Annotated in this window: 21 protein-coding genes and 1 pseudogene; 1 reads left to right on the forward strand and 21 read right to left on the reverse strand. The window is 38.5% G+C overall.

What is annotated here, in order from left to right; translation table 11 throughout:
- Window positions 1-149: 149 nt before the first annotated feature.
- Window positions 150-1,766 (reverse strand): thiamine pyrophosphate-binding protein, encoded by a 1,617-nt coding sequence (locus MKY07_RS11240; protein ID WP_339262204.1) that lies wholly within the window; start codon window positions 1,764-1,766, stop codon window positions 150-152.
- 245 nt (window positions 1,767-2,011) lie between these two features.
- On the opposite strand from MKY07_RS11240, the gene MKY07_RS11245 reads away from it, so the two are divergent.
- Window positions 2,012-2,437: a hypothetical protein gene (locus MKY07_RS11245; RefSeq protein ID WP_008404113.1), complete on the forward strand. Its 426-nt coding sequence runs from the start codon at window positions 2,012-2,014 to the stop codon at window positions 2,435-2,437.
- An 89-nt stretch (window positions 2,438-2,526) separates the two neighbouring features.
- Here the strand turns inward: MKY07_RS11245 and MKY07_RS11250 are convergent, their stop codons facing one another.
- The 20 genes and pseudogenes from MKY07_RS11250 to MKY07_RS11345 all read right to left on the reverse strand — a co-directional run bounded on the left by MKY07_RS11250 (window position 2,527) and on the right by MKY07_RS11345 (window position 17,717).
- Window positions 2,527-3,006, reverse strand: coding sequence for a GNAT family N-acetyltransferase (locus MKY07_RS11250; RefSeq protein WP_014823543.1), 480 nt, complete (start codon window positions 3,004-3,006; stop codon window positions 2,527-2,529).
- Window positions 3,007-3,192: 186 nt separating this feature from the next.
- A complete protein-coding gene (locus MKY07_RS11255; RefSeq protein ID WP_008404118.1) occupies window positions 3,193-3,336 on the reverse strand; it encodes a hypothetical protein in 144 nt (47 codons plus the stop codon).
- Window positions 3,337-3,732: 396 nt separating this feature from the next.
- The gene (locus tag MKY07_RS11260) at window positions 3,733-4,143 is read right to left on the reverse strand and encodes a hypothetical protein (protein WP_339262208.1); all 411 of its coding nucleotides are present in this window, start codon (window positions 4,141-4,143) and stop codon (window positions 3,733-3,735) included.
- Window positions 4,144-4,209: 66 nt separating this feature from the next.
- A complete protein-coding gene (locus tag MKY07_RS11265; protein WP_041865869.1) occupies window positions 4,210-4,518 on the reverse strand; it encodes a hypothetical protein in 309 nt (102 codons plus the stop codon).
- Between the two features lie 195 nt (window positions 4,519-4,713).
- Window positions 4,714-5,283, reverse strand: coding sequence for a dihydrofolate reductase family protein (locus MKY07_RS11270; RefSeq protein WP_339262210.1), 570 nt, complete (start codon window positions 5,281-5,283; stop codon window positions 4,714-4,716).
- A 26-nt stretch (window positions 5,284-5,309) separates the two neighbouring features.
- Complete coding sequence (locus MKY07_RS11275; RefSeq protein ID WP_339262212.1) at window positions 5,310-5,822, reverse strand: GNAT family protein; 513 nt, start codon at window positions 5,820-5,822, stop codon at window positions 5,310-5,312.
- A gap of 135 nt (window positions 5,823-5,957) precedes the next feature.
- Window positions 5,958-7,613, reverse strand: a complete 1,656-nt coding sequence (locus MKY07_RS11280; protein ID WP_339262214.1) for an alkaline phosphatase — start codon at window positions 7,611-7,613, stop codon at window positions 5,958-5,960.
- Between the two features lie 162 nt (window positions 7,614-7,775).
- Window positions 7,776-8,555 carry a sulfite exporter TauE/SafE family protein gene (locus MKY07_RS11285; RefSeq protein WP_339264646.1) on the reverse strand — a complete coding sequence of 260 codons (780 nt, stop codon included), beginning with the start codon at window positions 8,553-8,555 and terminating at the stop codon, window positions 7,776-7,778.
- A gap of 154 nt (window positions 8,556-8,709) precedes the next feature.
- Window positions 8,710-8,937 (reverse strand): sulfurtransferase TusA family protein, encoded by a 228-nt coding sequence (locus tag MKY07_RS11290; RefSeq protein ID WP_008404128.1) that lies wholly within the window; start codon window positions 8,935-8,937, stop codon window positions 8,710-8,712.
- A 123-nt stretch (window positions 8,938-9,060) separates the two neighbouring features.
- Window positions 9,061-10,188 carry an MBL fold metallo-hydrolase gene (locus MKY07_RS11295; protein ID WP_339262216.1) on the reverse strand — a complete coding sequence of 376 codons (1,128 nt, stop codon included), beginning with the start codon at window positions 10,186-10,188 and terminating at the stop codon, window positions 9,061-9,063.
- Between the two features lie 45 nt (window positions 10,189-10,233).
- Window positions 10,234-10,629: a DsrE/DsrF/DrsH-like family protein gene (locus MKY07_RS11300; protein WP_008404130.1), complete on the reverse strand. Its 396-nt coding sequence runs from the start codon at window positions 10,627-10,629 to the stop codon at window positions 10,234-10,236.
- Between the two features lies 1 nt (window position 10,630).
- Window positions 10,631-11,191 carry a sulfurtransferase TusA family protein gene (locus MKY07_RS11305; RefSeq protein WP_339262218.1) on the reverse strand — a complete coding sequence of 187 codons (561 nt, stop codon included), beginning with the start codon at window positions 11,189-11,191 and terminating at the stop codon, window positions 10,631-10,633.
- Between the two features lie 40 nt (window positions 11,192-11,231).
- Window positions 11,232-11,528 (reverse strand): rhodanese-like domain-containing protein, encoded by a 297-nt coding sequence (locus tag MKY07_RS11310; protein ID WP_065215751.1) that lies wholly within the window; start codon window positions 11,526-11,528, stop codon window positions 11,232-11,234.
- Between the two features lie 13 nt (window positions 11,529-11,541).
- Window positions 11,542-11,883, reverse strand: coding sequence for a rhodanese-like domain-containing protein (locus MKY07_RS11315; RefSeq protein WP_339262220.1), 342 nt, complete (start codon window positions 11,881-11,883; stop codon window positions 11,542-11,544).
- Window positions 11,884-11,893: 10 nt separating this feature from the next.
- On the reverse strand, window positions 11,894-12,391 hold the full coding sequence (locus MKY07_RS11320) for a DsrE/DsrF/DrsH-like family protein (protein ID WP_173364548.1): 498 nt from the start codon (window positions 12,389-12,391) through the stop codon (window positions 11,894-11,896).
- 30 nt (window positions 12,392-12,421) lie between these two features.
- Window positions 12,422-12,682, reverse strand: coding sequence for a metal-sensitive transcriptional regulator (locus MKY07_RS11325; protein ID WP_008404135.1), 261 nt, complete (start codon window positions 12,680-12,682; stop codon window positions 12,422-12,424).
- A gap of 187 nt (window positions 12,683-12,869) precedes the next feature.
- Window positions 12,870-13,263, reverse strand: a pseudogene (locus MKY07_RS11330) (cupin domain-containing protein); the annotation flags it as partial.
- A 272-nt stretch (window positions 13,264-13,535) separates the two neighbouring features.
- Window positions 13,536-14,858, reverse strand: a complete 1,323-nt coding sequence (locus MKY07_RS11335; RefSeq protein WP_339262221.1) for an aldehyde dehydrogenase family protein — start codon at window positions 14,856-14,858, stop codon at window positions 13,536-13,538.
- A gap of 52 nt (window positions 14,859-14,910) precedes the next feature.
- Window positions 14,911-16,332, reverse strand: a complete 1,422-nt coding sequence (locus tag MKY07_RS11340; RefSeq protein ID WP_339262222.1) for an MFS transporter — start codon at window positions 16,330-16,332, stop codon at window positions 14,911-14,913.
- 215 nt (window positions 16,333-16,547) lie between these two features.
- Window positions 16,548-17,717 (reverse strand): acyl-CoA dehydrogenase family protein, encoded by a 1,170-nt coding sequence (locus MKY07_RS11345; protein WP_339262223.1) that lies wholly within the window; start codon window positions 17,715-17,717, stop codon window positions 16,548-16,550.
- Between the last annotated feature and the right edge of the window lie 10 nt (window positions 17,718-17,727).

Here is a 17,727-nt window from a genome sequence, read left to right on the forward strand (position 1 = left end):
ACATTAATAGCAAGGATAAATCCTGAAAAGTTTATAACTGCTTAACAGATTTTCCTTCACAAAAATTGTTACATTTTTTAAATACCCTGTATGATTTACTTTAAACAGGTACAGATTTTATTCTTCGATTAAATCCATTGTGCTCATTTTTATTGTGTTTCCGGGAAAAATACTTGCGCTGTGCTGATATCCACCAGTGTAGGTCCTTTCGTATTAAGTGCTTTTTCCATTATGGACTCCAGCTCGGTATCTGAAGCAGGTCGTAATCCTTTCCAACCGCAAGCTTCTGCCAATTTCACAAAATCAGGGTTCGTTAAATCCACTCCTACTTCTTCCTTTTTCGCAACTTTCAGCTTATCCCTTTCCATTTGCAGACTTTCATTATTTAAGACAACGACTGTAATATCCAGTTCATAGCGGGTTGCTGTCAATAGATCTGCAAGCACCATTTGAAGACCTCCGTCGCCTACAATCGCCACTACTTGTTTTTCTGGCTTGATGAGCTTGGCGGCCATCGCTGCTGGAAGACCGAAGCCCATTGTCCGCCAGTAACCGGAAAATAATACAGATTGATCTTTTTGTTTGAAGTTACGATTCGTCCATACCGTATTATCCCCCGTATCCAGTGCGAGAATAGCATCCGGCGCTACTGTTCGGTCGATGGCGCGGATAATTCGGGAAGGATGAACAGGATAACCTTGAATATTGCCCTCTTCCTCATTTTGAGCTGCCCATTTTTCTTTTGCTTGCTGTAAATGGGCTACCCAATCCTCAGAGCGGATAAATTCTTGCAGACTCTCCGTTAATATTGGAATAACTTCTTCTGTTTTTCCCATAATTCCAAGTTCTGTAGGAATTTCTTTTACAAACTTATCAAATTGGCGGTCAATCTGAATAATTCGAGCATCCGTTGGCACAAACCCTTCCGGCCACCAAGTCGTGCCCGCAAGAAGTACTACATCTGCCTGTTTAAATACATCAGCAGCATAAGGATTCCCGCCTTCACCAATCCCTTGTAAAACAAGTGGAGAAGACTCATCAAACAAACCTTTTCCGCCTAAACTTGTAAGAATCCCGGCTCCCCATAAATCCGCCAGTTTTTCCAAATCTGCTGAGACAGAAGTGGCACCTAAACCAGCCAGAATCATCGGTCGCTTGGCCATTCTCATAATGTCTGCTGCGTGTTTCAGACTTTCTTTCGTAAAGCTGGAAGTACCTTCAATTACATCCGGCAAACGACGCGGTTCCCCTTTAGCAGGCATCATTAAAATATCCTTTGGTATAGACACATGAGTTACAACCCTCTGTCCGAGAGATGTTCGCGCTGCTTTTTGCAGGACTTCAATCGTCGCATCCGGGTTGGCAAGATTTGCAGAATAAGCAGCAAAAGGCTTAACAAGCTCCTGCTGGTCAATAAATTGCGGATATTCCGTTCCGATTTTATCGCTCTCGGCCTGTCCAGTGATTGCAAGTACAGGCGCTCTGTCTGCATATGCATCACCAAGTCCATTTATAAGATTTGCTGCACCTGGTCCCATTGTTGCGGTACACACACCAAGGCCACCAGTCAATTTAGCCTCTGCAGATGCCATAAAAGCAGCTGTCGACTCATGTTTTACAGCAATATATTTAATTTTATCCTGTTTCGCCAGTGCATCGATGATTCCAAATGTTGCATCACCAACTACCCCATATATCCGTCGTACACCGAACATATACAATTGATCGAGCATCAATTCAGAAACTGTTCTTTCTGTTTTTCCCATGACATATGAACCTCCTTGATAGATCTTCCTAACCTGCCAGTTAAAAAGTCCAATTTATATTTTTGTTCATATTTTTTAACTTTCCCTAAATCATTCGAGTTAATCTTCCTTTTTTTAATGCAAGTTATCTAAATACTGCGTTGGGATGTTTTATTAATAAAATATAATGAATGCACTTTTGGAAATATCTTTTCATCGTGGTTTTTTTGAGGTTGTGCTATATTCAAACTGTCAGGAGTGATTTGATGAAGAAATTTTTAACGATTACTGCAATAATCCTTGTTTTACTCGGAGCAGCCGGATATGCTGTTTGGCATTTTGGTACAAATATTGCCTCCGAAAAAATCGTACAACAAGTAGAAGCTAATTTAAATGATGAAGATAAAGAGGAAGTAAAATCCTATATTGCAAAAGATCCAAAGCTTCAGGAGATTGTAAACGAAGCGGCAACTACGGATCCCGATTCTCTTCCCTTCCAAACGAAAGAAGAAGCAACTCGTCTGTTAATAAAAAAAGTAGGCATTAATCGTTTACTTGCCATCCAGGAACAGGCTCAAAATGGTTCCATGAGTATTGATGAAGTCGTATCCGAAATGGAAGGTACGCTAACCGAGGATGAAATTTCTGCGTTAAAATATGTTTTGTACAAGGAATTGTATAATCAGAATTAGTCAGCATGTAATCTATAGCAGCATGGAACACAAAAATAAAACTCGATTTCCAATAAACGGAATCGAGTTCTTTTTTTATTAAATTATATTTACATTATATTATGTATTTGGAGATTCTTTTGCATAGTAACAGTTGGGATTTCATCACCATTTTTATTAATGATGATTTCTTCCTTCACGATTTTATATCCCATTTTTGAATAAAGCGCGATATTATTCTTTTCATTTTTTCGAACTTTGCATATTGAAACAAATATATTATTTTGCATAGCGTAGCGTTCTAAATATTTCACCAAATTAGTTGCTACGCCCTTCCCCTGTTGTGTAGGTAATACAGACAATCTTGAGAAATACATAAACTCATCATTTAAAACACATTTTACGAGTGCTATTAATTCATCGTTATCGTATACCCCGAACATTTCTGTCCCTTGTTTTAACTCGGCAAAAATGGACTCCTCCGTTTCATTTAGAGCACTGGATGGTTGGGGATCCGTTTCGTAACGCTTAAACGCTTGATGGATAACTTTAACCGCTTTTGCTGGTTCTATATTCATTTCAATTTTCAAATTAACACTCCTTCTAATAAATATAAATCTATACTTATAATTATACATATATTACAAATTAAGTAAATTAAAAAAGAACACTTTCCTTATATCAGAAAAATGTTCTTTTTAGTCATATTTATTTAATCTCAAAATCACTTAGCGGTTGAAGCCCTTGTATAGTAATGCTTGGTGAATGAAGAGAATTCAATTCTTATAAAGAAATTCAGCGATCGAATAAACTATAGAAATAAAAGGTAGCGCAACAAAAAAGAAAAACCAGAAGAAATCCGCATTATTAATTTTAAGCCTAGGTTTAATTTCTTTTTTTGCTTTTACACCAATCTCCATTACTACACTCCTTTACTACATAATTTTGAAGAAGATTCACTTCTTATTTATCCAAAACTGTAGTAAATCATATACCCTTTCTTTTAGGAAAGCAACCCATTATCAAGATATTTCAAAGTGTATTTTTTCACTATTTTTCTTACCGCTTAAAAAACGATTAATTCATAAAACAAAAGACCTTTTTTCACTCTCCCATCATACAAATAAGCGCTGTTTCTTGTAATTGAAGCGCGCTTGAATGCATAATTTTGTTATTCTGCTATAGAAAATCATTACATCATATTAGGGATAAAAACTTTTACAAATAAGAAGTAGCCTAAAGCACCGATAATTAAGCCGATAATGATGACTCCAATCGAATATGTTTTAATTTTTATGATTTTCACCTCACCTACATTATCTTTCTATGTAAAGAGTATCATTTGAAGGCTCAAGATACGCTTGATCGCCTAAAGAAAAAGTGGTATGTAAACGTTCAATTACCGCATACTGTACTGCTTTACCCTCATTGACAAAGACCAGTAAGTAAATATCATCTCTTGAACCAATATTGCTTGGGTCGGTGAACTTGACGCCTAATTGTTTTTCTAAATCTGCTTGGGTCGTATAAGGTTCAAATAGAAACGCCTTGTCCCATTCAAATTCGACAAACGTGCTTAAATAAAGATGGCTTTCACTATTATCCGATACCATAATAATGGAAGAATGCAGATTTTTTTCAAGTTCTGTATTCCTTTTAATATTGCTATCACTACATCCGGCTATCCATAGCAAGGACAACAAAATAACCGCAATTTGTTTTATCAATTGATTGATCCCCTTTTGTGAAAATAGACGCGAATTCTTGTTCAAGAACCGCGCCATTTAATTAAGTTATGGAGCAAAATCCATTAAACCTGTAAACAATAAGAATAGCGCTAACATCCAAAAAATAAAGAGGGATGAAGAAAGAATTAGAGAAAGGACGGGAATTAACTTTTTCTCCTTTTCTTTCGATAGCGCCACAATTGATAATAAAATTCCTATAAATGTCATGGCATAGGTAATATAATCTCCTGCCATATTTCCGGTGTGGGCTAACCTTGTCGGTGTTACAAAGACGATAAAGAAACAAATAATACCAATTAGAAGTGAACTATAGCTGATTAAACTATGCTTCCTATTTGGCGCTCTTTGTTCAATATTTTGCAAGCAAACAACCTCCAAAATTTGTAATTAATATCATTCTACTTTCTTATACAATGTTAAGCAAATATCGGTCTTTCATTAAATCTTAACTATTCTATACTATGCCCATTTAATAAAATTGAACGGGACTATTTCAGGATAACAACGGTTTCATGATTCTAGCCTATCACCTGTAATTTATGATAAATATTAGCTACCCTCATATTGATAAACGATTTGTACAACACCGGAAGAGAATGTTCTTGTATTTACGACTTTTAAATTTAACCTCTCTCTAACATCTATAAACAGCGGTTTACCTTCTCCCAATACGACTGGATGAATGGATAATCTAAATTCGTCAATAAGCCGTAAATTGATAAAAGTAGTAATGAGGCTTGCTCCGCCATATAGCCAAATATCCTTACCAGGTTTGTTCTTTAATTTAATCACTTCTTCACGGATGTTATCATTTATAAATATTGCCTCATGACCGGTCCCGTTTTGAGTTCTGGAGAAAACATATTTCTCTTTACTATGAACCAAATCCCACATTTCTATTTCGGTTTTGGAGCCCCCTTCTTCAGGAATATATTGTCCCCATAAGTCGTAGCTTTTTCTACCGTAAAAAATTGTATCTACTTGATTCAAAAAATCGTTAAAGTTCATTTCCGGGTCCATAATACACCAATCTATTTCACCGTTTTTCCCTTCAATCAATCCATCTAAAGTAATTGCCAAATCTAAAATTACTTTTCTTTTAGTTGTATGATCTGCCATAATTTTTTCTCCCTCTTTGATGCTGCTTACTTCCACTCTTCACTCAAAATCGCGTAATAGTATTCATCCCACCACTCAACACCGTTCGGAATACATTTCTTGAAACATCCTTCCCTTCTCATGCCAATTTTCTCCATCACACGATATGAAGGCGGATTTTGTGGCTGACAAGTTGCGATCACTCTATGTAGCTTCTTTTCTTCAAAGGCATATTGTAACATTGCTTTAGCCGCTTCAGTAGCATATCCTTTATTATAAAATTTCGGATTGAATACCCAGCCTATCTCATAAGTATGATCTCCAAAATATTTACCGAAAAATATATGTCCAATCAAAGTATTTTCATCTTTCAATATGACCGCGAACTTCTCCGCTTCCTCCCCCAAGTTTTGTTCGATAAAATCTTTTGCCATTTCTTCTGTAAAAACCCCTTCAGGTATATATTTCATGACATTGGCATCGGATGTATATTCATATACCGCTTGTAAATCTTCCATATTAAATTTTCGTATTAATAATCTTTTGGTTTCAGTGTGCATCCCCTTACCCCCCATTTATAACTACTATTTCCTAGTTTCGACATTACTTGATTGTTTACCTTTTTAATAAAACGTTTTGATTACTTCAAACAGAAAATCCTCACCACACGAGTTGGCGAGGATTTCACTTAGCATTTACTTAAGCTTGTTGATTGTTTCTTTTGAAATATAGAAACCACTTTCATTGTATACGCTGATTGTATTTGTCTGAATTTCATTTGTAGTCTCTTTGCCTGATTTATCCGTTGTTTTTTTAATGATAACATTCTTATTTTCAGGGATTTCAAAAGTAGTCGTGCCTTTTTTCACTACAAGTACCGCATTTTCCTTATCCGAAAGGTCGATTGTAGTCGTCATTCCTTTGCCATTCAGTGCTGCTTCTGCGTTAGCGTAAAGATCTTTTGTTAATTTATCTAACTTAATGCCCATGAAGTTGGCCATTTCTTTTGCTAAATCAGTATTATCTACTAGTCCGGAAATGCGTTTTGGTCCATATGAATACAGGAATACGTCATCGCCTGTATGTCCTCCAGTAGTGTATCCTAAATCCGCACGTTTTGATAAAAGATTGACGAATGTACCGGCAAGCTTCTTCGTTTCTGTTGCGTTCAGGGCAGCCGTTTCCTCTGCAGTTAAATTATCCAGTCCATATAATTTAGCTACTTCCACTAAATTCGAACGGTCCGGCTTTAATTGACTTAGTGCACCTTCCACTGTCATCGTTGCCTTCTTCAATGGATTTATATAATTGGATATATTAATTTTGTCATATGTAGAGCTCGTGTTTTCATTACCAATCGTAATCCCGCTGTTGCCGTGATCTGTTACTGCTATAACCATCGTATTCTTGTCTTTTTTCGCAAATTTCAGCGCTTCATTTACCGCATCATCGAATGACAAAATATCCGTAACCATTCCGATTGGATCATTCGCATGAGCTGCCCAGTCGATTTTACTCCCTTCAATCATAAGGAAGAACCCATCTTTATCTTTGTTCAGCGTATCGATTGCTTTTGATGTCATTTCTGCCAGTGAAGGTTCATTTGAGTTTGTTTTCGTACGATCTAGATTATACGCTAAAGAACTGCCGGCAAAACTACCGTAAATTTTATTGGAATTGGACGTTAGTAACTCATCACGCGTTGTAATTAGGTCATATCCTTTATCTTCAATTACGCTAACTAGATTTTCGCCATCTTTCCGGTTTTCTGATTTTAAGTAATCATATCCGCCGCCAAGAATCACATCCATATTTTGATACACTTGTTGTTCTCCGATATCGTCATAATTACTGCGAGACGTTACGTGTGATGAGAAACTGGCAGGTGTCGCATGCTGAATTTCAGAAGTTGACACGATTCCTGTAGCCTTGCCTAATTGTTTTGCTCCTTCTAACACATTTGCAACTGGTGTAAATGCATTGTCCGGGTTTCCTTCTACGCCCGGCATATCAATTACGGATGGCAGTACCCCTACATACCCGCTGTTTGATTTATGGCCGGTAGCAAGTGCCGTTCCAGCTGGTGCCGAATCTGTAATAGCTGATTCTGCTGAATACGTTGTCACACCACCTGTTAAAATTTCATCCATTGCGAGACTTTCACCTTTGTACCAGCGAGCTAACGATACAGCGTTATTGCTGGAACCGTCCATCACGAGCATGATGACATTAGTTGGCTCCTTTTTTGCTTGTTTCGCTTCAGCTTCAGTATTGAACTGCATGACAGAAAGAGATGATACTGCCACTGTCCCCGCAAGTGCATATGTAAACCATTTTTTCTTGTTCTTCATCAATGAAATTTCCTCCTAAGCAACTGCTAATTTGTAATTCGATTTCATTGTAAATTTCATTTGTAAATCTAGAATGCTAAAATTGTTAAGAAATATTGAGTCATTGTGAAGATCAAAAAAAAGAGGGAAGCTCTCATGCCGCTTCACCACTTTAAAAATTGATTATAGTAAAATATCTATCCATATTTTAATGGCCGTGGCACCAATCATAATTGCAAGCAGCCATTGCAACATTTTTACATTCATTTTCTGACCGACTTTTGCACCAAGTGGCGCAGCGATGATACTAGCGATAATCATAATAAATGCCGGCCAATAGTCTACCTGGCCTGTCATCACTTTGCCGACACTACCACCGATCGAGGAGATGAACGTAATTGCCAAGCTTGTCGCGATCGTGATTCGAGTTGGAATTTTTAACACCGTCAGCATAATCGGTACGAGTAAAAATCCGCCGGCTGCCCCGACAATTCCTGACCCGATGCCGACAATCAGTGCAAGTGAGCTTGCCAATACTTTATTGAAGGTAATTTCTGTTGTATTTTCAACCGTTTTCTTTGGTATAAACATCATGACAGCTGCAATGGCGGCTAATAGACCATATACAATATTAACGGCATCTTCAGACAAAAATCCTGAACCGTAACTGCCGATGAAGCTACCGATTAAAATCGCCACACCCATATAGATAATGAGTTCTCTGTTTAACAACCCGCTTTTACGGTAAGCCCAAACCCCTGCAAGCGATGCAAATAGCACTTGTACAGCACTAATTCCGGAAACTTCATGTGCGGTAAATGCCACCAAACCGAAAATTGGCGGAATATAGAGCAGCAACGGGTATTTAATGATTGAACCGCCGACCCCTAGCATTCCGGATAGAAACGAGCCGATAAATCCAAGCCCGAATATGACCGCTATATACATAAATGATAAATCGATTTCCATATGTTTTCCTTCTTTCAAAAATTCAATTTATACCTCAGCTAAATAATTGTGACTTCGGCCAGGGTATATCTTTATTCAACGGGCGTTTATATACACCCGCTGAATAAAGATATAGCGAGTAGAGCTTCATCTACCCGCTATTATTTTTTTATGCTTTTTGAATGTAGAAGTACAGGACGCCTGCTTCTTCTTTTTGTTCTACGATAGTGTGGCCGCCTGCACCTGCCCATGCCTTGAAGTCATTTAATGCGCCTTTATCTGTTACTAAAACTTCTAGTACTTCACCAGAGTTTATTTTATCAATTGCCTTTTTCGTTTTTACGATTGGCATTGGACATGCTAAGCCTTTTGCATCTAATGTTTGTGTAATATTCATTTGAAATTCCTCTATTCTTAAATTTGTTTGTTGTAAGCAATCTATAAGTTTAGCGTGTAACACGGTTGCGTGCCTCTTGAGCGTGAGGCACGCATTGGTGTAACATCTCATTGCTAAACTAAATTAGCGTACTGCGCAACGGTTTGGACCGATTTCCATTTCTGTTTGTTCGTCGTTATCAGGTGTAATTTTACCCATGTTAACGTGGCGAATTTCTTGGTATGCATTCGGTTGTGGTGGTAAGTTATCTGTTACCATTGAGCGGAATACTTCTTCGTCTTCCACGTTTAAACCGTGGTTTTCAGCGAATAAGTCGCCTAAACGTTTTGCCACTGTGCCGTCTTCGTTTAGCTCGTCAATGATCATAAAGTGAGCCGGTAATACGATTAAGTCTTCTGCTAATGTGCGGTAGCGAGAGTATAATGTTTCGCGTAAGTCACCAACCCAGTCTTCAGCAAGTCCAGCTAAGTCTGGACGACCGATTGAATCGATGAACAGAATGTCACCTGTTAATAAATATTTACCATCGATGACAAATGATGTTGAACCAATTGTGTGACCAGGTGAATAAAGTGCGCCTACTTCGATTTCAGAAGCACCTAATTGTACTTTTAAACCGTCTTCAAGTGGTGCGTAGTCAAATACCACTTCTGCTGCATCTTTCGGTGGTAAGTAGTATGTTGCACCTGTAGCAGCAGCGATGTGACGACCACCAGAAATGTGGTCAGCGTGCAAGTGTGTATCGAAAACGTGTTTAATCTCAACACCTTTATCTTCAGCGAACTTTGTGAATACATCTGTGAAGCGTACTGCGTCGATGATCGCTGCTTCGCCTTCAGAAATGGCCATGTAAGAAAGACAGCCTTTACCTAAACGTACGAATTGGTATAACTCTCCGCCGTTTGTAAGATCGCCGACTTTAATTGGCTCAAGGTACATTGACCAAGACTTCATACCGCCTTCTAAATAGCCAACTTCACGACCAGCATCAGCTAACATTTCTGCTACCATGATAGAAGAGCCTTCTTTTGCACACACAACTAATACGTCTTTGTCTGTTGGAATTTGTGGTAAAATTTCATCTACGCCATCCAACAGATCAAAATAAGGAATATTTAAATAATCAAATTTGTGACCTTCGATTTTCCAGTCTTTAAATGCATCTTCATTACGAACATCTAAAATAAACAACTCTTTGTTTTCAATTACTTTGCGCGCAACTTGTGCGGCTGTCCATGCTGTTACTGTCATTTAAATTACCCCCATCGGTATATTTTAGTTTAAAATTTTTTCTTGTTAAAACGTTAATGTTGGTGCAGCATCCTTCGCAAAATCCAGGAATGTAACGGCGCCGCCTACTTCAATACCATCAACGAAATCTGTTTTTGTCAAACCCATCACGTCCATTGTCATTTGGCAGGCGATGAATTTCACTCCTAAATCCTGTGCCATTTCCACTAATTGCGGGATTGCCGGTACATTTGCGTTAGCAAAGCCTTCCGCAAAGTGTTCTTTGCCAGCAGGCATTTCAAGTGCATTCATCCCTTGTTTATGAATTAAATTTAGACCTTCAAATGTGAAAAAGATGGCTACTTCTTTTTCAGAAGCTGCTGCTGCCGTTGCAATATTAAATACTTTATAAGCATCGAAAAGCCCACCGTTTGCTGCAATAATTGCTACTTTGTTTGTCATATTACTCTACCTCTTTCTTCAATTCGCCTTCATAACCTGTCATACCAGGCAAGACGTTGTATACTTTTGTAAATCCTGCTTCAGCCAGTTGTTTGGCTGCCAAATCCGAGCGTGTTCCTGTACGGCAAATAACATAAATTATTTCTTCTTTATCAAGTTCACTCATTCGTGTTGCTAATTCGCCCATAGGAATTGATTTTGCTCCCGGGATATGGCCAAAAGCGTATTCCGCTGCTTCACGTACGTCCAAAATCATTCCTTCTTGTTTCACGGCATCTTCATTCGAAATCGTTTGTTCAAATGATTTTTCCGCTGCATCACTGATTTCCGGATTGCACTTTCGGATATAGTGATAAAACACACCATTTACTTCATTTGAGCCGATATATTGATGACCGACCGTTTTCGACCATGCAGCTAAATCTGCCACCGAGCCTTTGTCTGTCGCCTGAATTTCAAGCACTTGTCCTTCTGCCACATCATTCATCGCTTTTTTTGTTCTGACAATCGGCATTGGACAAGCTAAACCTTTTGCATCAAGTTGTACGTCTGATTTAATCATCGTTATCCTCCTAAGGTATAATCCTATTTAAATTTTTTACTTACTTAACTTCACCATTCCATTCAAGCATACCGCCTGTCATATTCGTCACGTCAAACCCTTGTGATTCCAAAAAAGCTGTTGCCTGACCGCTGCGGCCGCCTGAACGGCAAACCATAATGTATGGTGTTTTCTTATCCAATTCGTGCATACGGAATTCCAGTAATCCTAATGGAATATGGGTAATCCCCGGAATATGACCTGCTTCTACTTCCGCTACTTCACGAACATCGATTAAATGAACCGCTTCACCTGCTTCTAATTTTGCTTGTACTTGTTCTGGTAAAATTGTTTTCATTCTTTCTTCCTCCTTAATAGGCACTCATGCCGCCACGTATATTCGTGACACGGCTATAGCCTAATTTTTTCAGTTGATTACATGCTTGTTTGGAACGCATGCCGCTTTGGCAAATGACCACAATTTCCTTATCCTTTGGCAGTTTTGAAAAATCAGAGCCAAGTGGGATATTTTTAAATTGCTTCACATTGCGCGCTTTATACTCAGCAGGTGTGCGTACATCAATAAACAATTTGTCTTTGTCATTGATCATTCTTTTGAGTTCTGTCGTCGAAATCGTGTTGACGCCTTTTGTCGGCTTCATGCGCCAGGCTAAAAATGCCACGATCACGGCGATTACTATTATTGTTTCCATATGTCACCTCTTATATGAATAGGTTGACGTTTCCGTCTTCAGCATCAGCTAAATAGGCCGCTACTCCGGCGTATTCGATGCCATCAAGCAATTCTTCTTTTTGAAGTCCCAATAAATCCATCGTCATCGTACATGTCACAAGTTTTATGTCTTGTTCCTGTGCCATTTCAACGAGTTGTGTTAACGTTAATGCGTTATGCTTATTCATTACATGCTTGATCATTTTTGGTCCCATGCCAAGCATTTGCATTTTTGATAAGCCAAGTTTTTCTGCTCCGCGCGGCATCATTTTGGCGAACATTTTTTCCAGGAACCCTTTCTTAACAGTTACCGGTTCTTGTTTTCGTAATGCATTGATACCCCAAAAGGTATGAAAAATTGTTACCTCATGATCATATGCAGCCGCACCGTTTGCAATAATGTAAGCAGCCATTGCCTTGTCGTAATCACCGCTGAATAATACGATTGTTGTTCTTTTCTTTTCCAATGAAAGTCCCCCTACCCCTATAGGTATAATGTATTTCAAAAATAAAAAGTCTTATCGACTTTTTACTAGTAAATCTACTGCCTGTTTGACCATGGCATTTTTATCCATCGTTTCGGCATCTTCCTTTGAAAGACACTCCACTAAATTATCCGTTACGATGACACCGATTGTACGGTCAACAGCAGAACGGACAGCACTAAGTTGTGTGATAACATCTTTGCAGTCCTTTTCTTCTTCCATCATCCGTAATATGCCGCGTAACTGACCTTCGACTTTTTTCATTCGTGCCAATACTTTTGGATCATACTGCATTTTCTCACCTCATTTGGAATGATTCATTAACCAAACTATACTACCCCTCAGGGTATATGTCAAATATTTAATTTTCTAGTAGTGTTGAGAATAGAAAAGCTTTCTCACACTTTTTATTATACCCCTGTAGGTATAAATGTCAACAAAAAGAAACTCGCACTTTTGTGCAAGTTTCCAAAACTAGTGCTCATGTCTTTCCGCATTGTTTTATTGGATGCACTGTTCCAAATGGAAGATTTGGTGGTGCATAGATGGAATATAACTTTAACGGAATATTTCCGGTATTGATTAAGTTATGCCATGTGCCAGCAGGGATGATGATGGCGCTATCATCAAAAACGATCCATTGCAAATTTAAATTATCTATACTTTTACCCATTTGAACAATTCCTTGACCTTGTTCAATCCGTAGAAACTGGTCGACATTCGGATGCATCTCCAACCCAAGTTTCTCACCTGGATGAAAACTTATGACAGTCAATTGCAGATGATTCCTGGTCCGTAAAACGGTCCGGAACGTACTATCGCTCTGTCGCTCCATGAATAATAATGACAAATGGGTTTTTGCCATAGTCCGTTATATCATTCATGCTGTTACCAAAATCCCACTATATATTGGGCATAAAATTCATGTTGATTTCATCCCTTAGCTTACAATGTATTCCATATAAATAGATTATGAAAAACTTACAGTTAACGTTCACTTTCTTTTAAGTTAATTTCATTTATTCCTTTAATACAGGCGCATTTTTTTCGATTATTATACATTCCACAACAATCATCGATAAAACTATCGTTAACCATGTAATCTCTTCTCCCAACAAGAAAACAGAGGGATAATTTAGTTTCTATGTCATGAAAGAACTTTATAAACAGCACGCTGATGCGAGAACGTTTTAAAACCATGAATTCCATGGAAATTGCCGCTTCCCGAGTTATTGACACCGCCAAATGGTAAATGAAGATGCGTATTGTGCATAAATATTCCGTTGACCGTCACTCCGCCAGAAGACGTAGTACGGAGCACCTGCTGTTGGAAATGCTCATCCTCACTATAGATATATAGCGCTAAAGGCTTTGGATTCTGCTGGATATGGCGAATCGCTTCTGACACATCCTTATACGTTTTTACAAATGTGAGCGGTCCGAAGATTTCCTCATCCGCAATCCGCATGTCGGGTATAATATTTCCTAATAAAGTCGGCTCGATTAAACGATTTTCATCATCAAATCTCCCTCCGCTTAATACGGTTGCTCCTTTTTCCATTGCATCCTCGAATAACCCCTTAATCCGATAATAGTGTGCATCATTAACAATTTGAGTGCGCTCCGTTGTGCGTAATTTACCTTCATCATAGAGCATACCTATCGTCATTTGCTGAAAAGCCAGTGCAAAACCTGTTAAATCGTCTTCATGAACAAATAAGTAATCTGGTGAAATACAAAACTGTCCAGCCATCATTACCTTTCCGAAAACGATTGTTTGCGCCGCTTTGAAAGGATTATACCCTTTATCGATAATAACCGGCGATTTACCGCCAAGCTCAAGCGTTACAGTTGCCAGATGCTCGGCCGCTTCACGCATGACTATTTTGCCGACACGGGGACTGCCCGTAAAGAAGAAATGATCAAACGGCAGCTTCAGTAATTGCTCGGAAACATCGGCTTCCCCCTGAACGAACGCGACCTCCTGCTCATCAAATACCGATTCAATTATATCTTCCAATATCTGATTATAGGCAGGATTAAACTCGCTTGGTTTAATTAATACACAGTTACCTGCAGCCAATGCATCCAATAATGGATGAATTGTTACGGACATCGGAGAATTCCAAGTCCCGAAAATGCAAACACAGCCACGTGATTCATATAAAATATAGGCTTCTCCATCTTGAGTATTTTCAACCCGATCAGGTTGCATCCATTGCTCCAGATGCTGAACAGTAAAATCTATCGCCGATGTAACGGAATAAATTTGTTGCTCGGCTGTCATAGTCGTCATGGCAAAATCCCTGTTCGCGGCCTCTACCAAATCCTGTGTACGCGTCAAAATCACATTTTTCAAATTCAGCAGTTTTTTGATACGCTGCTGTGCTGTTGTTTGACGTGCCTGCCACTGAAAACCTTTTTGCTTGTCAAAAATACTTTGTAGCTTGTTTATCGTAGAAAAACTCATCTTTCCCACTCCCTTTTATAAAATTTAACCTACCTATTTCAAATCCTTTAATTTAAACAAGCTGCTCTGTGGCTGGTTCTTCTTCCTCTATTTTCAAATTGCGCTTTTGCAATGTGATGACAAAGATTCCTAGTGCAAGAACAACTGCGCCTAAGCATGCAAACAGTAAGTACGATAAGCCTTGACTTAAATTTGGAAGTCGTAAAAACAGTCCCAGGAAAGATGTTGCCAATAACGACGATACTGCAACAGCTAACTGAATGACACTCATTGCAACACTAATATCTTTATCAGGCAAGTTCATTTGAATTCCTGTATGGAAAATTGAAATCAAAACACCGCTGGACGTTCCCCAAATTAAACAAATAATCGTTAAGGCTAATGTAGAAGCAGATGTTGTAAAGAACGTTAACGTGAAAATCATAGAAGCAAAAATAACCATCGCAATGATTGCAACCAATTTGAAATCCTTCAATTTTACAACAAGGAATCCGCTCATTGCAGCAAATATGAAGGAAGTCGTCCCTCGAAACGTCATAAATAAGCCTGTTTCAGTTGGTGTAAAACCAAATAAATTTTGTAAGAACATCGGCAATAAAAAAATTAGCCCGGTTGCGGCAAACATAACGGCAAAAACACTTAACATGCAAACGACAAAAACCCGATATTTAAATAACCGTAATGGCACGATCGGATGTGCAACTTTCTTTTGGCTAGTAATAAAACCGAAAATCGACAATACAAAGACGGTTACCAGCACGAACATCGGGACAGATAGCCAAGGAATTCTTGAGCCGCCAAATGTTGTAATCGCAACAAAAACTAAAATAGCTGCACTTAAAATACTTATTCCCTTATAATCAAGTTTTGCATTTTCTGTCCTCGGAATATTCGGCATATATTTAACGACTAAATACAAGCCGATCACTCCAATTGGAGCAATCGAATAAAATACCCAGTGCCAGGACATATACTGTACAAATATTCCACCCAATGTAGGTGCGACTATAGCTGTAATGGCATTTAATGCCCCATAAAACCCTAAAAACTTCGCCCTGTTCGCCAAATCAAATATATCGCTGATGACGATCAGACCAACTACAGCCGCAAGTGCGCCGCCCAAGCCCTGTATCGCTCGGAAAATCATTAAATGGTAAATATTTGATACCAACAAAGGTGTTATTATTTCCGAGACTAAGATAACTAAAATACCGATAATCAAAATTTGTCTACGTCCATAAATATCACTCATTTTTCCCACTATTGGCGTCATTATTGCACTTACAGTCAAATTTACAGTGAATACGAGCGAGTAAAATTCGATGCCGCCAATATCATCAATAATTTTAGGCAACGCGACTGAGAACTGGGAGGAAACCATAAGCCCCAATTCTATACACATAAAGACCCCAACCATTAATAGAACCTTTTGTTTATATGTTAGCGACTCAACAGTTTTAGACGTTTTTAACATGAACAAAATCACCTCTTTGATTTTGATTATTTTGTTAGACTAAACTTTCCGCTCAATTAAACAAATAGCCCGAACTAAAACAATGTTGTGTCGTCGGATCAGACGTCTTTACTATAGATTCGGACTAATTTTCTGAGTTTCATTAAAATAGAGAGCGACTTGATTTAAATATTTCAAATATTTAAACGCAAATCACTCTCTATATATATCATCCTCTATTTATGCGCCATAATAGGTTGCTCTGTTTGGACAGAATTTTGACTGGTCCAATTTAAAGCATTAATTGCCAGATCGTAATATTGATCAATGCTTCCTAAATAATTTTCGTAGTATTTAGCCTGCTTTATAAATAAGTGGCAATCGATTTCCTCCGTGAATCCAATCCCGCCATGAATTTGGATATTATGGGACGCCAATCGAATGAATGCCTGCGTTGCAAAAATACGCGCACTGCAAATTGCCTCAATCCGGTCTTCTGAAAAAGTCTCCATTGCCCAGTTTGCATAATAGGAAAGTGAACGTGCAGTCTCCAAATCCAATTTCATATCTGCTAGACGATGTTTAATCGCCTGGAATCTGCCGATAGGGTTTCCGAATTGTTCACGGATTTTAGCGTACTCGCTGGCCATCTCCACTATATGCTCCATTGCACCTACCGCTACGGAAGATAACGCAGCATTATAATAAAGCAAACCCTCCTGCAACATTCCCCAGCCATCTCCTATTTGGCCAATAACATTTTCAGCCGGAACTTTCACTTGTTCAAATTCAACCATTGACAGTTTTCTCGTTTCAGCAAAATTATCCTGTGGTGTAATTGAAATTCCCGGTGTGTTAAGATCCACAGTGATTAATGTAATTTCATTGTGTATTCGTAGCGGAACTATAGCATGCTGTGCGAGCTCTAAATCTGGCACCTGTGTTTTCACACCATTTAAAATAATCTGCCCCTGACTCACTTCACCAGAAAGCCGGATTCCCTGCTCTTTATAGCTGCCACCTGGCTCTAACCATGCCACCGTTAAATTTAAATCCGAATCGGCTATTTCCTTTAAAAAATACTGCTTCTGCTCCTTCGTTCCGAAACGTTCAATCAAAGGAACTGCCAATGCATTTGTTTCAAGGTGTAAACCCGGAAGCAATACCCTGCCGAACTCTTCCATGATCGGCACTAAATCGAGCTGGCCTAAGCCCATTCCCTCAAATTCTTCCGGGATATTCAATTTTGTCCAGCCCAATTCCTTTAAATCCGATAAAATATTTTTTACATGCTCTGTTTTGTTATCAATATAATCTCTTGCAATTTTCGTATGTTCCATATCCCCTAAAAATTTCTTTATATATTCCCGAAACATTTCCTGTTCCTGGCTTAAAGAAAAGTCCATCTATTCACCT

The organism is Solibacillus sp. FSL W7-1472, from assembly GCF_037969775.1.
Classification (GTDB): Bacteria; Bacillota; Bacilli; order Bacillales_A; family Planococcaceae; genus Solibacillus; species Solibacillus silvestris.

Coding starts and splice junctions, on each gene's coding strand:
- MKY07_RS11240 (WP_339262204.1), bottom strand. CDS start 1,766: ATGGGAAAAACAGAAAGAACAGTTTCTGAATTGATGCTCGATCAATTG.
- MKY07_RS11245 (WP_008404113.1), top strand. CDS start 2,012: ATGAAGAAATTTTTAACGATTACTGCAATAATCCTTGTTTTACTCGGA.
- MKY07_RS11255 (WP_008404118.1), bottom strand. CDS start 3,336: ATGGAGATTGGTGTAAAAGCAAAAAAAGAAATTAAACCTAGGCTTAAA.
- MKY07_RS11270 (WP_339262210.1), bottom strand. CDS start 5,283: ATGGCAGATCATACAACTAAAAGAAAAGTAATTTTAGATTTGGCAATT.
- MKY07_RS11275 (WP_339262212.1), bottom strand. CDS start 5,822: ATGCACACTGAAACCAAAAGATTATTAATACGAAAATTTAATATGGAA.
- MKY07_RS11280 (WP_339262214.1), bottom strand. CDS start 7,613: ATGAAGAACAAGAAAAAATGGTTTACATATGCACTTGCGGGGACAGTG.
- MKY07_RS11290 (WP_008404128.1), bottom strand. CDS start 8,937: ATGAATATTACACAAACATTAGATGCAAAAGGCTTAGCATGTCCAATG.
- MKY07_RS11295 (WP_339262216.1), bottom strand. CDS start 10,188: ATGACAGTAACAGCATGGACAGCCGCACAAGTTGCGCGCAAAGTAATT.
- MKY07_RS11300 (WP_008404130.1), bottom strand. CDS start 10,629: ATGACAAACAAAGTAGCAATTATTGCAGCAAACGGTGGGCTTTTCGAT.
- MKY07_RS11305 (WP_339262218.1), bottom strand. CDS start 11,191: ATGATTAAATCAGACGTACAACTTGATGCAAAAGGTTTAGCTTGTCCA.
- MKY07_RS11310 (WP_065215751.1), bottom strand. CDS start 11,528: ATGAAAACAATTTTACCAGAACAAGTACAAGCAAAATTAGAAGCAGGT.
- MKY07_RS11315 (WP_339262220.1), bottom strand. CDS start 11,883: ATGGAAACAATAATAGTAATCGCCGTGATCGTGGCATTTTTAGCCTGG.
- MKY07_RS11325 (WP_008404135.1), bottom strand. CDS start 12,682: ATGCAGTATGATCCAAAAGTATTGGCACGAATGAAAAAAGTCGAAGGT.
- MKY07_RS11335 (WP_339262221.1), bottom strand. CDS start 14,858: ATGAGTTTTTCTACGATAAACAAGCTACAAAGTATTTTTGACAAGCAA.
- MKY07_RS11340 (WP_339262222.1), bottom strand. CDS start 16,332: ATGTTAAAAACGTCTAAAACTGTTGAGTCGCTAACATATAAACAAAAG.
- MKY07_RS11345 (WP_339262223.1), bottom strand. CDS start 17,717: ATGGACTTTTCTTTAAGCCAGGAACAGGAAATGTTTCGGGAATATATA.